Genomic DNA, 14,176 nt, shown 5'->3' on the forward strand with positions numbered 1-14,176 from the left:
TAAAGTTTAGCAGTTTCCCGTTGCGCTGAAAGCGCTGGCGGGAATTCCAGACCACGACCGACCTGAAGGTAGCGACAGGCACCCCTCCATGTTCAGACCCTTATCGTTTTATATCGGCTTGCGTTATACCGCAGCCAAAAGGCGTAACCATTTTATTTCGTTTATTTCTCTCACGTCCATGATCGGGTTAATGCTTGGCGTTGCCGTGCTGATTATCGTGTTGTCCGTAATGAACGGCTTTGACCGTGAGCTCAAACAGAGAATCCTGGGCATGGTACCCCACGCCATTATCCAGGGCAGCGGACCGCTGGATGACTGGGAGTCCGTTGATGCTCAAGTGCAGAAACACCCCAGGGTGTTGGCCGCCGCTCCGTTTATTCAGGGGCAAGGCATGGTCACCGGTGGCGGTGAGGTGCGCGGCGTTATGCTCAATGGAATACTGCCTGAGGAAGAGCGTTCGGTTTCAATCATCGAAAATCACATGATTGAAGGCAAGCTGGACGACTTGGTCTCGGGGGAGTTTGGCATCATCGTGGGCCGTACCATGGCCGCCAGCTTGCGTTTACAGTTAGGCGATAAGGTAACCGTGGTGCTGCCGGAGGCTTCTGTGACGCCCGCCGGCGTGTTGCCTCGCCTGAAACGTTTTACAGTAAAAGGCATTTTCAGTGTAGGCGCGGAGCTGGATGGTAATTACACCCTCATTCACATGGATGATGCGTCCAAGCTCATGCGCACGGGTGGGAAAGCCGAGGGCGTGCGCCTGCTGGTAGATGACTTGTTTGCGGCGCCCAAGGTCGCAGAGGAGGCCGCCAAGGGCTTGCCAGGTCGCTACTATATTTCGGACTGGACCCGTACTCACGGTAATTTGTTTCAGGCAATCCGAATGGAAAAAACCATGATCGGCCTGCTTCTGATGTTTATTGTGGCGGTCGCCGCCTTCAATATTGTGTCCACGTTGGTAATGGTAGTGACGGATAAAACAGCGGATATCGCGATTCTGCGTACCATGGGCGCAACGCCTGCACGCATTATGAGAATTTTCATCGTTCAGGGTGCGGTTATCGGCGTTTTCGGAACGCTTATTGGCACCACCCTTGGTGTTCTGGGTGCGCTCAATATCAGTGCATTTATTTCATGGCTAGAGGGCGCGCTTGGGCAAAAGTTTTTGAGTGCAGATGTATATTTCATCAGCTACTTACCCTCCCAGCTGCAATGGCAAGATGTAGCCATAATAAGCGGCGCAGGCCTTGCCATGAGTTTGCTGGCGACTATTTACCCGGCGTGGAGAGCGTCGCGAGTGGATCCCGCGGAGGCTCTTCGTTATGAATAAGGAAAGTGGTGTCATGAAGGATGTTCCTCTGGTAATCGACTGTCGACAGGTTACCCGAACCTACACCCAGGGACCGGAAACACTGACGATCTTCTCCGATATTTCGCTGGAGGTTACGGCGGGTGAAACGGTAGCTATTGTGGGGAGCAGTGGCGCGGGTAAAACAACACTGCTGAACCTTCTTGGTGGGCTGGACAAGCCGTCAACCGGGCAGATTTCAATATGTGGAAAGGACATACATCGTTTATCCGAGGCGGGGCGTGCGCGCTTCCGCAATCGTCATCTGGGCTTTGTGTACCAGTTTCACCACCTGTTGCCAGAATTTACCGCACTTGAGAATGTCATGATGCCTTGTGCCCTCGGTGGTATGGCGGTTAAAGATGCGCGCTCGCGAGCGCAATCAATATTGCAACGGGTGGGGCTTGCGGAGCGCCTGGAGCACAAGCCCGGCGAGTTGTCCGGTGGCGAGCGCCAGCGTGTTGCCATCGCCCGAGCACTGGTTAACGAACCGGACTGCGTGTTGATGGACGAGCCCACGGGAAACCTGGATGAACATACGGGGGAGGGCGTTCGGGCACTTATTGAGTCTTTGCGGGACCAGTTAGGGATCGCGTTTGTTATGGTTACCCATGATATGAAGATGGCGCGAAGCTTGGGGCGGGTTTTGAGGCTAGAGCAGGGCCGCCTGGTTCAGGAAGCCTGATCGCGGGAGCGCCGCAGGTCCTTGCGGGCCTTGCGGCGCAGTTGCCATTCCGTGCGGATTTTCCGACGCCAGATGAATTGTATTGCCAGGTAGGCTATGCACGCGGAAATTGTGGCGACAATTAGCGAGCCCAGATACAACGGAATGCCGATATCCAGCAAGCGCTCGCTGAGCCACGACCACGAGAGTTGCAGGTCGAAGCTCAGTACCGGTCGGTTAAGTGCCCAGGCGCCGACCTTGTAATTGAAATAAAAAATGGGAGGCATGGTGATCGGGTTGCTGATCCAGACCAGTACTGCAGATAATGGCAGGTTGGCGTTAAACCAGATGGCAAAAAAGCCTGCGGCCAGCATCTGGAACGGCATGGGTATGAAGCAAAAAAATACACCGATCAGAAATGCCCGAGCGACACTGTGACGATTGATGTGCCATAGGTTGGGTTCATTCAAGATATCGCCAAGAAATCCAAGCGATTGCATCGCTTGCACCTTCTCAGGTGATGGCAGATAGCGTTTTATGAACTTCTTTGGCATTAGGAAGCTCTACCTTCAAGTAGACTAAAACTCCGGCGCAAAGGAAGTCGCCGAGGGATGAAATCATCGGGAGGACAAGGATTGTCCGAAAACTCTTTCAATGGCACCGACCGACATAGTTGGCGGGCCCCTGCAGGATTTTCTGCAGTGTTTCGCGCAGTGCTTGGCATCTTTGCTTTTGCCTGCGGCGTCATCTTACTTTATAGGCTGGCGGTGTTGCCACCTCCAGTGTGGCTGCTCGGCGCCACACTTCCTGTTTTATTGTGGTTTTTTCCGATACGCCAAAGGCTACCCAAGTCCTTTTGGTTTATTACAATCGGTTTTGCATCGGGCATGGCTTGGGCGGGGTTTTGGGCCCATGAACGCCTTGATCAGAAGCTCCCCGCCGACCTTGAGGGCCAAAACGTTCAGGTTTCCGGGTACGTCTGTAACCTTCCGGTGGCTGGTAGTTTTGCCAGTATCCGATTCAGCTTTTGTGTAACCCGCTGGTACGGGAATTCCCTCACATCTAAAGCTGACAATACTCTGCCAGAAAAACTACGACTAGCTTGGTATGGCCAGCCCGAGGGAGACCTCCCGGGCCATCGGTTGCGCCTCGAAGTGGTGCTAAAAAGGCCTCATGGCACCCTGAACCCTGAAGGCTTTCGCTACGAGGACTGGCTATTCCGCAAAGGTTATCGCGCAACAGGTAGCGTTCGCAGTGCAATTGCGGATACATCCGTGTTCTGTGCTCTAGCGTGCCAGTACCACCGTATGCACGCCCGACTTGCAAGGTGGGTTGACAAGCAGTTCGCCGGTGCCCGCCATCACCCCTTGATTGCTTCTTTGCTGATTGGCAACCGCGGACACCTGTCTGCGGAGCATTGGGATGTTTTTAAAGCAACAGGGACCATTCACCTGGTGGCTATCTCGGGTCTTCATTTGGGCTTGGTCGCTCTGGGGGCGGGGGTTATTGCGCGTCGGCTTTTGCTGGCGGTATCTTCCTATCGTATGAGTGAACGCTCCGTGCGTTTGGCGGTTTTTCTTGTGGTGCTGCTGTGTTGCCTGCTCTACGCACTCGCAGCGGGATTTACGGTGCCGACCCGAAGAGCGCTGATTATGGTTGCTGTCGGCAGCTGGTTTGTCTTGAAAGCTTGGCAAATGCCTATTTGGCATTCTCTTGCGATTGCTCTTGGGCTGGTTCTCTTGCTTGATCCCTTTGCGCCACTGGATCAGGGTTTCTGGCTGTCGTTTGGTGCGGTTTCCGTGCTGATTTTTGTGTTTGCCGGTCGTTTGCGAGGCACGGGCTGGTTGGCCGGCCTGGTTCTCGCCCAGGGAACTGTATTTGCGGGGCTTTGGCCGATTCTTGAGTTAGCTGGGCAAGGTCAGCCCGTTGCGGGCCTGCTTGCCAATCTTTTTGCTATCCCTTGGGTTTCGCTGGTTGTGATGCCGGCTCTTATTGTCGGCGGGCTTCTGGTTGCTTTGTTTCCGGTATTGTCAGTGGCGATTGTCCCGTTGCTTGATGCGGTGCTTGGGTGTTTGTGGAGCTTTCTTGTGTGGGTAGCCGAGATAAGCTGGCCTGGCCTTGATGGAAACGCAGCAGAGATTGTGGGGTTTGCCGTGTTGACACTGCTGATTGCGACGGTACCCATCCGGACGTTTCGCATTGCCGGAGTTGCACTTGTGCTGGTTTGGGCCGCGGCCGCGAGCTTTCCGGGCGCGGCAGAAAATCCGAGAACTGTTCAACCAGAAGTCCGGGTGTGGGATGTTGGCCAAGGGCTCTCGGTCTTGTTGCGGGCCGGCAAGGAGGTAGTGCTCTACGACTCCGGGCCAGAAGTGAAAGGTGTTTTTTCCTCGGCCGAATCGGTTCTGCTGCCTAATCTCCGTGCATTAGGCGTCAAACGTATCGACACACTGGTTATAAGTCATGCCGACAGTGACCACTCCGGCGGGATTGATCTGCTTCTTGCTGAATTTGATGTAGGTCGAATTGTTACGGGCGAGCCGGCTGTTATCCGTGCCAGGCTGGCGCCGGGTAGCCAGGTGAATATTCTTGGCTGCGCAGGCGACGAAACGCTGGGTGGTGAGGTGTTGCTGTCTTACTGGAAGGCGGCAGGGGATTTTGAAGGCAATGATGCATCCTGTGTTCTTACGGCCTGGCAGGAAGGTAGCGGGGTAGAGTGGATATTACCTGGTGACATCAGTACCCCCATTGAAGCCCGTTACTTAAAGCATGCCGGGAGCCGGTTGCCGGAAAACAAGCCTCGTAAACGCGTTATTGTGGCACCGCACCATGGCAGTAAAACCTCATCCTCTGAAGCCTGGGTTAGCGGGCTTAGCCCGGATTTGGTGATCTACACCGCGGGATACCGGCACAGGTATGGCCATCCTCACAAAGATGTAACCGGGCGCTACCAGCGCGCTGGTGCTGAAGCACGCAATACCGCCTGTTCGGGCGCCTTGATTATGGCGTTGACGGCTGACGCCCTGGAAATCCAAGAGGCACGTGATAGCGCGCCCTTCTGGATCAACGGCCCGGGGCTGGCCAGAGATCAGTGTAAAATACCGTGACAATGCGGGTGTGGCCTCGACCTGCAGCTATGCTAAAGTAGCGCGGCTTGTTAACAATCAGGGAGATCAAGCGTGTTTGAGCTGTTGAAAGCTGGTGGCATTCTGATGGTGCCAATTGTTGCATGTTCCATTCTGGCGCTTGCAATTGTTCTGGAACGTTTTTGGACTCTTCGAGCGTCACGTGTTGCTCCACCTCAGACTATTAATGAGCTTTGGCGTTGGATCAAGAAAAAAGAACTTAACGCCCGCAAGCTCAAGGCATTACAGAGCTCATCGCCGTTGGGCCGCGTACTTGCTGGCGGTCTCATGAATGCCAAACATGGCCGTGAGATTATGAAGGAGAGCATTGAACACGAGGCTAGCCAGGCCATTCACGAACTCGAGCGCTTTTTGAATCCGTTGGGTACCATCGCGACCATAACGCCGTTGCTGGGACTTTTGGGTACCGTGATTGGCATGATCAAGGTATTTGCCGAAATCCAGCTTGCAGGCGTGGGCGATGCAGCCAACCTTGCCGGGGGCATCTCCGAGGCATTGATTACCACCGCTTCAGGCCTGAGTGTTGCTATCCCGGCGCTGATTTGTCACCGGTATTTTATTCGCCGGGTCGACGAGCTGGTTGTGGGCATGGAACAGGAAGCCATCAAGCTGGTTGAAGTTGTACACGGTGACCGCGAAATCGACGTGGAAGGGGCCTGAACGCTGTGAAGTTCACACGCCAGAGAAGTCAGGAAGTTGGGGTAGACCTAACGCCGCTGATCGATGTGGTTTTCCTGTTGCTGATTTTCTTTATGGTCTCAACGACGTTTACCCGAGAAAGTCATTTGCAAGTGGAGCTGCCAGAAGCCAGTGGCGAGCCAGCGTCTGCCTCTGAGGTGAAGCAGGTCGATGTTGTGATCAGCGCTGAGGGTCAGTACATATTGAACGGCAAAGCTCTCGTGAATAATCGCCGTGAGACGCTTGAGCGTGGTGTAGGCGAGCTTGCCGAGGGTGACAAGACCCTACCGTTCGTTATCACTGCAGACGCTCGCACACCCCATGAGTACGTGGTTCGGGCTATGGATGTTGCAGGACGTCTGGGCTTTTCCGGGCTAAGCATTACTACAGAACGTGAGGGCGAAAGCCAGTGAGTCAAGCAGGGCCGAAACCAGACATCAAACAGGTTCAGCCGGGCGAAAGCTGGGAGACATACAAGCGCCTTCTGGCCTATGTAAAACCTTTTTGGCTGGCGTTTTCTCTTGCGGTTTTAGGTAACGTTATTTATGCGGCAGCGTCCACGGGAATGGCCGCAGCCATGGAATATGTGATAGCGGCCATTGAAAACCCCACCCAGCAAAACCGGATACTGCTGACTGCGTTAATTGTAGGTATGTTCACGTTCCGTGGTATAGGAACATTTCTGAGCCAGTACTTCATTAGCTATGTTGGACGACAGGTTATTAACTCGCTCCGCAACGATGTGTTCAACCGATTGATGGCACTCCCGTCCCGCTACTTTGATGAAAACGCAGCCGGTAGGCTGGTCTCCAAACTGACTTTTAACGTTGAACAGGTCGCGGAAGCGACCACGAACGCTGTAACAATTACCCTCAGGGAAGGCCTTACGATTGTTGGCTTGCTTGGTTTTATGTTGTACACCAACTGGAAGCTGACTCTGATCTTTCTGGCTGTTGGGCCGTTGATCGGAGCAGTTGTGAGCTACGCCAGCAAGCGGTTCCGCAAGATTAGCCAGCGTATACAAGGCTCAATGGGCGACATAACTCATGTGGCTTCCGAGGCAATTATTGGGTATCGGGTTGTACGGACGTTTGGTGGTGAAGAATACGAAAAGAAGCGTTTTCAAAAGGTTAATGATAGAAACTTAAAGCAAAGTCTGAAAATGGCCTCTACTCAAGCCATTAGTGTTCCCGTCATTCAGACTCTGGTTGCGATTGCTATCGCAGCGCTCGTTTGGACCATGCTGGCGCCGGAGATACGAGGCGGTATGACCACGGGTCAGCTGGTTGCGTTTATTACTGCCGCTACCACCATGGCCAAGCCGATTCGCCAGGTGACATCGGTTCACGCCAAGATCCAGAAGGGTGTAGCGGCCGCGCACGATGTATTCAAAACCATAGACGAGCCCCCAGAGCAAGATCCCGGATCCTATACACCTGAGCGTGTAGAAGGCAACATTGAATTTGATCAGGTATCGTTTCGCTACCGCGACCAGCTCGACAATGTATTGGAAGGCATCACCGTTGATATTCCCGCAGGCCAGAGCGTGGCCTTGGTAGGGCGTTCAGGCAGTGGTAAGTCAACCATGGTGAGCTTGTTACCTAGATTTTACGAGTACACGGGTGGCGATATCCGGATTGATGGACACTCACTCAAGGACTTTTCGCTAAAAGCGTTGCGAGCCCAGATTGCACTGGTTACTCAAAGCGTTGTGCTGTTTAACGATTCGATTGCGGCCAATATCGCCTACGGTGCGCTTCGGGAGTACAGCCGGGAAGAAATACGTGAGGCAGCAGGCAAAGCGCACGCACTGGAGTTTATCGACCGCATGCCTGAGGGATTGGACACCATGATTGGTGATAACGGTGTCATGCTTTCAGGCGGGCAGCGGCAGCGCCTGGCGATTGCCAGGGCCTTGCTCAAAGATGCCCCCATACTGATTCTGGATGAGGCTACCTCGGCGTTGGATACTGAGTCTGAACGGCATATTCAGGAAGCCTGGAAACCGTTATTCAAGGCCGAACGACTCTGGTTATTGCCCACAGACTTTCGACCATAGAGAGCGCCGACAGGATTTTGGTCATGGACGATGGCCGCATTGTTGAATCCGGGCACCATGAAGAGCTTCTCGCCAAGAATGGCGCTTATGCTCAGTTACATCAAATGCAGTTCAGTGAACACGCATGATTTCCTTGATAGATCGCCTTTGGTACGGCAAAGGCCGGCCATTGCTTCTGTTAACACCGCTTTCATGGCTTTACCGCACGGTTGCTGAAGCACGGCGACGCAAAGCGATCAAGACGCATACCCAAAAGCTACCGGTGCCGGTTGTAGTTGTAGGTAACATCACAGCCGGAGGCACCGGCAAATCCCCTTTAACCGCCTGGCTTGTGGATACCTTAAAAGCTGCCGGCTGGCGCCCCGTAGTGCTCAGCCGCGGCTATGGTGGCAACGCATCTGATTACCCACTATTGGTGACCAAAGATACATTGCCGTCTCTGGCAGGCGACGAACCGGTTATGTTGGCGCAGGCAACTGGCACACCCGTGGTTGTTGATCCGGATAGGTGCCGTGGGGCAGCGTTTGCTCTCGAACATGCGCTGGGAGATGTTCTGATCAGCGACGACGGGCTTCAGCACTACAGGCTGCCGCGGGATATTGAGTTTTCAGTGTTTGATGGCGCCCGGGGAGTAGGTAATGGTGCGTTGATTCCTGTTGGGCCTCTGCGAGAGCCCGCCAACAGGCTAGACACGGTTGATTATGTGATTGTTAACGGGGCAGCCACTACCAACGATGCTGGCCGGGTACCACCCGAAGCGCTATCGGGCATCAAGCACTCACATATGTATGCCATGAATCTTCAGCCTACGCGTTTGGTTAACCTGAAAACCGGTGAAACCCGGTCGCCCGAAAGCCTTCAGGGGCAGAAGATTCGTGCGATAGCTGGCATAGGTAACCCGACGCGCTTTTTTGATACGCTCAAAGAGCTAGGTGCAAAATTGATCGCTGTACCTTTCCCGGATCACCATCGTTTTCGCCCTGAAGATCTCGGTTCTGAACCCGGTCACATGCTGGTGATGACTGCCAAAGATGGGGTGAAATGCAGCAGTTTTGCGCCGGATAACGCGTGGGTGCTTTTTGTTGAAGCAACCTTGCCAAGGGCGTTGTCAGAATCTGTTCTTGAAAAATTGCGGGCGATTTCCGAGGCGCCTACTTCCTAACTGTCAGTGAGATTGCACTATGGATAAAAAACTCGTGGCCATGCTTGCTTGCCCTGTTTGTAAGGGTGAGCTGAAGTTGAATGAAGCAAAAACCGAACTGACATGCTTTCAGGATGGCATGGCTTTCCCTATTCGCGAGGGTATTCCCGTGATGCTGGCTACTGAGGCCCGCACGCTTACCACCGACGAGCGCCTTCACAAAAACTGAACACATTCTCTGCAGGATCGAAACCCCATGTCTTTTACGGTTGTGATTCCGGCTCGTTATGCCTCTACCCGTTTGCCGGGTAAACCTCTGCTGGATATTGCGGGCAAGCCCATGATTCAGCATGTTTGCGAGCGCGCATCAGAAAGTCAGGCCAGCCGCATTGTTGTAGCCACGGATGATTCACGTATTCAGGCCGCTTGTGAGGCATTTGGTGCTGAAGTTGTCATGACCTCGCCTAACCATGTTAGCGGCACCGATCGCCTTGAGGAGGTTGTGCGCAAGCTTGGGCTTGATTCGGATCACCGTGTTGTGAATGTGCAGGGTGATGAGCCTTTAATTCCAGCAGAGCTGATCGACCAGGTTGCGGGCAATCTGGAGCGTTATCCGGAGGCTGCAATCGCGACACTCTGCGAGCGCCTGCATGATCTGGAACAGGTGTTCAACCCCAATGTGGTGAAGGTTGTGTTTGATGTAGAGGGTATGGCTCATTACTTCAGTCGTGCACCCATTCCGTGGGCACGGGATTACTGGAGTGATATTGGCAAAGATAACCTGACGGCGCCCAATGCGGGGGCTGCTCTTAAGGATGGCTCAGGGTACTTTCGCCACATTGGTATTTACGGGTACCGCGCTAGTGTACTTGCCCAGTTTGTATCCTGGCCCCCGGCGCCAACCGAACAGGCGGAATCCCTGGAACAGCTTAGAGCTTTGTATAACGGTGCTCGTATCCATGTTGAAGTAGCAGCCGGAACGCCACCGGCAGGCGTTGACACGGAAGCGGATTTGCAGCGGGTTAGGGCCTGGATGGCCAAATCCATTGAAACAGGAGAAAACGGGGCATGAGTAACCACGCCAGTGTGCTTTTTGTGTGTCTTGGCAATATTTGTCGTTCGCCAACCGCAGAGGGTGTATTTCGCAAACTGGTAGAACAGGCTGGGTTGCAGGAGCAAATTCACATCGATTCGTGTGGAACCAGCAATTGGCACATAGGTAAAGGGCCTGATTCTCGATCATTGGAAGCTGCAGGGAAGCGAGGGGTAGATATCAGCGGGCATAAGGCGCGTCAGTTTACCGAGAAAGACCTGGACACCTTCGACTATGTGGTGGTGATGGATCGCCAGAATTTGGCCGATGTAAAAGACATCTGGCACCAGAATGGTGGCACGAAACCCACACTGTTTCTTGAGTATGGCAGCTCTGAATTCGCAGAAGTTCCCGACCCCTATTACGGAGGTGAGGACGGGTTTGAGCACGTGCTTGATTTGATCGAAGAGGCTGGCGCAGGCCTGCTTCGGAGTATTCAGGAAGTTATGGCGTGAGCCTGCAGGCAAAACTTCAGGAGAACGTTGGGCTATCAAGGCTCAACACTCTGAGTGTATCCGCAACAGCAAAGCACTACATGGACGTTGCAGGCCTGGATGACTTGCATGGCGCACTGGCGTGGGCGCAAGAGAGCGGGCAAAAAACATTGGTGCTTGGCAGCGGCAGCAACCTTGTTTTTGCGGGTGACTTTGATGGCCTTGTGATTCGCATGCGAATAGCAGCGCGATACTGGGAGAAGGTTGACGACTCAGGCGCCACACTGGTTTTGGGGGCTGGCGAAAACTGGCACGAAGCAGTGCTTTATGCCGCCGGAGCCGGTTACCGGGGTATTGAGAATCTGGCGCTTATTCCAGGCACAGCCGGTGCTGCGCCGGTTCAGAATATAGGCGCATACGGCGTTGAGCTTGGCGATACTTTGGTCTCCGTAACGGCGCTGGATCGCGATTCCAGCCAGCTTGTTTGCCTTGATAACGCAGATTGTGGCTTTGCCTACAGAGACAGTTTGTTCAAGCGCTCGCCCGGCCGCTACATCATTACCCAGATAAGGCTCAGGTTGTCCCGCACACAGCCTTTGCAGCTTGGCTACAGGGATCTTGAAGATTACCTTGGCAGCGCCGTCTCTCAGGACCTGGATGCTTTAGCAGTAGCCGAGGCTGTGATGGCGATACGTCGCCGAAAGCTGCCGGATCCGGAGATAATTCCCAACGCCGGTAGTTTTTTCAAAAACCCGGTAGTGCCTGTGGAACAGTTTAGTGAACTTCAGGCTGCGCACCCACACGTTGTTGGCTATCCATACAATGGCAAGGTAAAGCTTGCTGCAGCTTGGCTGATTGACCAAAGCGGATGGAAGGGCTACCGAAATGCCCGCGTAGGCGTTCATAACCGTCAAGCATTGGTGCTGATTAATCATTCTGGTGGAACAGGGCGTGATGTCTTGGCGCTGGCTTCGGAAATCTGCCAGTCGGTAAAGGAGCGCTTTGGTGTAAAGCTGGAGATGGAGCCGGGCATCGTAGGCGGCACAGCGCCACAACTGAGCATCTAACCGCTTGGCCGATGATCCAAGGCCTTGCGACAGGCCTTGGATCAGATCTCTTAATAAGTGCTTTTATAAACTCTTGCGAGGCGATGCCTTGATCAGAAGCGGCAAAGCCTCTTCGATGGCAATGTCCTGCTTGTCTGCATCCCTGCGCCCCTTGTACTCCAGTGTGCCGGCAGCAAGCCCGCGATCTGAAATGACAAAGCGGTGGGGGATTCCGATCAATTCCATATCCGCAAATTTTACGCCGGGGCGCTCTTTACGGTCGTCCAGCAACACATCGTAGCCCGCCTGCTTTAACCGCTCGTAAAGTTTCTCGCCGGCTTCCGCTACTACGGGCGTTTTGTGGGCATTCAGCGTAACAATAGCCACCTGAAAGGGGGCAATGGCATCCGGCCAGGTAATGCCTTTGTCATCGTGATTCTGCTCAATTGAGGCCGCCACAATGCGGGACACGCCGATTCCGTAGCAGCCCATATCCATGATTACGGTTTTACCGTTCTCGTCGAGTACCGTGGCGTTCATGGCGGTGCTGTATTTGTTGCCCAGCTTGAAGATGTGGCCAACTTCAATGCCTCTGCGTATTTCCAGCGTACCCTTGCCATCCGGGCTGGCATCGCCTTCTACAACATCGCGAATGTCTTCAGTGCGGCCCAACGGCAAGTCTCGTTCCCAGTTTACGCCTGTCAGGTGGTAGCCTTCCTTGTTGGCACCGCACACGAAATCGGCAAGGTGGGCCGCGCTGCGATCCACAATAACGGTAACGTTCAGATTTACCGGGCCAATGGATCCGGGCTTGCAGCCAATGGTTGATTCGATTTCTTCATCGGTTGCCATGGTCAATGGCTCTGCAACGCCTGCTAAATTTTCTGCTTTAATTTCGTTTAACGTATGGTCGCCACGCAAGATCAAGGCAACCAAGCCGGCCTTGTTCTTTTCATTTCCTTCACTCGCCTCATCCGCTTCTGCTTTAACCAGCAAAGTTTTAACCGTGCGGGTGGCATCAATGTTCAGAAATTGCGAAATAGCCTCAATGGTGCGCTGATCCGGCGTTGCAATCTCTTTCAACTCTTCAGCCGGTGCTGCGCGCTCGCCAGATGGGGCAACGGCTTCGGCCTTTTCGATGTTGGCGGCGTAATCGCTGTCAGTGCTGAATACAATGTCGTCTTCGCCTGAGGAGGCGAGCACATGGAATTCATGGGACGCACTGCCGCCAATGGCACCTGAATCGGCTTGTACCGGCCGGTAATCCAGGCCCAGGCGGTCAAAGATGGCGCAGTAGGTGCGGTGCATAACCTGATAGGTTTCATCCAGGGATTCGGCATTCACGTGAAAGGAGTAGGCGTCCTTCATGATGAACTCCCGGGCGCGCATCACCCGAAGCGGGGACGACGCTCGTCGCGGAACTTGGTCTGGATCTGATAGAAGCTGGCCGGCAGTTCCTTGTAGCTTTTCAGCTCATTGCGGACCAGGTCGGTAATGACTTCTTCGTGGGTGGGGCCAAAACAGAACTCACGGCCGTGGCGGTCATTCATTCTTAGTAGCTCACCACCATATTGCGTCCAGCGCCCGGACTCTTCCCAGAGCTCTGCTGGTTGAATCGCCGGCATCAGCAATTCCTGCGCGCCGCTTTTATCCATTTCTTCACGAACAATCCGCTCTACCTTGCGCAAGGTCCGCAAGCCCATGGGCAGCCATGTGTAAAGGCCGGCCGCCAGTTTCCGGATCATGCCTGCACGCAACATCAGCTGGTGGCTGATAACCTCGGCGTCAGAAGGCGTCTCTTTCTGGGTTGCAATCAGATAACGGCTTGCTCGCATTGTGGTTTCCGTTCAGTGGTGTTTCATAGAATAAAGTGGCGTTTATTGTACGGAGCTTCCGCACAAGGTACAGACGGCGAAAGCTTTATCCGGCCAGTGGGCGAGAAGTTACGACAAATACCCCAGAGGCAGGGCCGTGCTATCAATAACACGCTTTAAAACAAAGCTTGAGTGAACGCCGCTGACGCCCTGAATCCGGGTTATTCGGTTGAGCAGAAAGTGATGGTATTGATCCATATCGGGCACCACCACTTTCAGCATGTAATCTGCATCGTGCCCTGTGACCAGATAGCACTCCAGCACTTCAGGGTATTCACTCACCTGTTCTTCAAACGCTGCAAAGCGCTCAGGTGTGTGCCGGTCCATCCCTATCAGAATGATAGCAGTCAGTGAGAGGCCGAGCTTTTTGTGATCAAGCACCGTTACCGTGCGCACAATAATGCCCGCATCTTCAAGGGCGCGTACTCGTCTCAGGCAGGGGGAGGGGGATAACCCCACTTTTTCTGCAAGCTGCTGGTTGGTCAGGGACGCGTCTTTTTGGATCTGGGCCAGAATCTTCCGGTCTATTTTGTCTATTTGTATGAGAATGTCGTTATTTGGCAGCATAAAATTGCTTTATCGTTTGAGTTAATGGCAGGAATAGCCAATAAAGTACGCTTTAAGGAGCTATTTCGCAATCACCTGTCGCCAGAAAGGCGTTAAACTTGATTCCTGAACATAGAACCCCCGAACCGC

General features: G+C 53.8%; 12 protein-coding genes and 2 pseudogenes. 11 read left to right on the forward strand and 3 right to left on the reverse strand.

Translation table 11 applies throughout. The features are described from left to right. Nucleotides 1–88 precede the first annotated feature (88 nt). Together BCA33_RS03960 and lolD are read left to right on the forward strand one after the other, a co-directional pair. Complete coding sequence (locus BCA33_RS03960) at nt 89–1,330, forward strand: lipoprotein-releasing ABC transporter permease subunit (RefSeq protein WP_071263582.1); 1,242 nt, start codon at nt 89–91, stop codon at nt 1,328–1,330. Further along, the gene (gene lolD, locus BCA33_RS03965) at nt 1,323–2,033 is read left to right on the forward strand and encodes a lipoprotein-releasing ABC transporter ATP-binding protein LolD (protein WP_175469694.1); all 711 of its coding nucleotides are present in this window, start codon (nt 1,323–1,325) and stop codon (nt 2,031–2,033) included. The genes BCA33_RS03960 and lolD overlap by 8 nt, the downstream gene beginning before the upstream one ends. On the opposite strand, the gene BCA33_RS03970 is transcribed toward lolD, so the two are convergent. Continuing rightward, entirely contained in the window at nt 2,021–2,566 is a 546-nt protein-coding gene (locus BCA33_RS03970; RefSeq protein WP_071263585.1) for a DUF2062 domain-containing protein, read from the reverse strand. The genes lolD and BCA33_RS03970 overlap by 13 nt on opposite strands. A gap of 81 nt (nt 2,567–2,647) precedes the next feature. Here BCA33_RS03970 and BCA33_RS03975 point away from each other — a divergent pair, with 81 nt between their 5' ends. The 9 genes and pseudogenes from BCA33_RS03975 (at nt 2,648) to murB (ending at nt 11,627) form a co-directional block, all read left to right on the forward strand. Then, on the forward strand, nt 2,648–5,116 hold the full coding sequence (locus BCA33_RS03975) for a DNA internalization-related competence protein ComEC/Rec2 (protein WP_071263586.1): 2,469 nt from the start codon (nt 2,648–2,650) through the stop codon (nt 5,114–5,116). A gap of 72 nt (nt 5,117–5,188) precedes the next feature. Next, nucleotides 5,189–5,815 carry a MotA/TolQ/ExbB proton channel family protein gene (locus tag BCA33_RS03980; RefSeq protein ID WP_071263588.1) on the forward strand — a complete coding sequence of 209 codons (627 nt, stop codon included), beginning with the start codon at nt 5,189–5,191 and terminating at the stop codon, nt 5,813–5,815. A 5-nt stretch (nt 5,816–5,820) separates the two neighbouring features. Further along, entirely contained in the window at nt 5,821–6,246 is a 426-nt protein-coding gene (locus BCA33_RS03985; RefSeq protein ID WP_071263589.1) for a biopolymer transporter ExbD, read from the forward strand. A gap of 23 nt (nt 6,247–6,269) precedes the next feature. Continuing rightward, nucleotides 6,270–8,020 (forward strand): annotated as a pseudogene (gene msbA / locus BCA33_RS03990) (lipid A export permease/ATP-binding protein MsbA). Beyond that, nucleotides 8,017–9,054 (forward strand): tetraacyldisaccharide 4'-kinase, encoded by a 1,038-nt coding sequence (gene lpxK / locus BCA33_RS03995; protein ID WP_071263591.1) that lies wholly within the window; start codon nt 8,017–8,019, stop codon nt 9,052–9,054. The pseudogene msbA and the gene lpxK overlap by 4 nt, the downstream one beginning before the upstream one ends. Nucleotides 9,055–9,073: 19 nt before the next feature. Then, nucleotides 9,074–9,262: a Trm112 family protein gene (locus BCA33_RS04000; protein ID WP_071263593.1), complete on the forward strand. Its 189-nt coding sequence runs from the start codon at nt 9,074–9,076 to the stop codon at nt 9,260–9,262. A gap of 27 nt (nt 9,263–9,289) precedes the next feature. Continuing rightward, nucleotides 9,290–10,105, forward strand: a complete 816-nt coding sequence (kdsB, locus tag BCA33_RS04005) for a 3-deoxy-manno-octulosonate cytidylyltransferase (RefSeq protein ID WP_071263595.1) — start codon at nt 9,290–9,292, stop codon at nt 10,103–10,105. Continuing rightward, nucleotides 10,102–10,581, forward strand: coding sequence for a low molecular weight protein-tyrosine-phosphatase (locus BCA33_RS04010; RefSeq protein ID WP_071263596.1), 480 nt, complete (start codon nt 10,102–10,104; stop codon nt 10,579–10,581). Before kdsB ends, BCA33_RS04010 begins: the two co-directional genes overlap by 4 nt. Next, entirely contained in the window at nt 10,578–11,627 is a 1,050-nt protein-coding gene (gene murB / locus BCA33_RS04015; protein ID WP_071263598.1) for a UDP-N-acetylmuramate dehydrogenase, read from the forward strand. The genes BCA33_RS04010 and murB overlap by 4 nt, the downstream gene beginning before the upstream one ends. A 63-nt stretch (nt 11,628–11,690) precedes the next feature. Here the strand turns inward: murB and BCA33_RS04020 are convergent. Then, nucleotides 11,691–13,441, reverse strand: a pseudogene (locus BCA33_RS04020) (proline--tRNA ligase). Nucleotides 13,442–13,549: 108 nt separating this feature from the next. Next, the gene (locus tag BCA33_RS04025) at nt 13,550–14,047 is read right to left on the reverse strand and encodes an Lrp/AsnC family transcriptional regulator (protein WP_071263599.1); all 498 of its coding nucleotides are present in this window, start codon (nt 14,045–14,047) and stop codon (nt 13,550–13,552) included. Between the last annotated feature and the right edge of the window lie 129 nt (nt 14,048–14,176).

Origin of the sequence: Marinobacter sp. AC-23 (assembly GCF_001858325.1) — a bacterium.
GTDB lineage: Bacteria > Pseudomonadota > Gammaproteobacteria > Pseudomonadales > Oleiphilaceae > Marinobacter.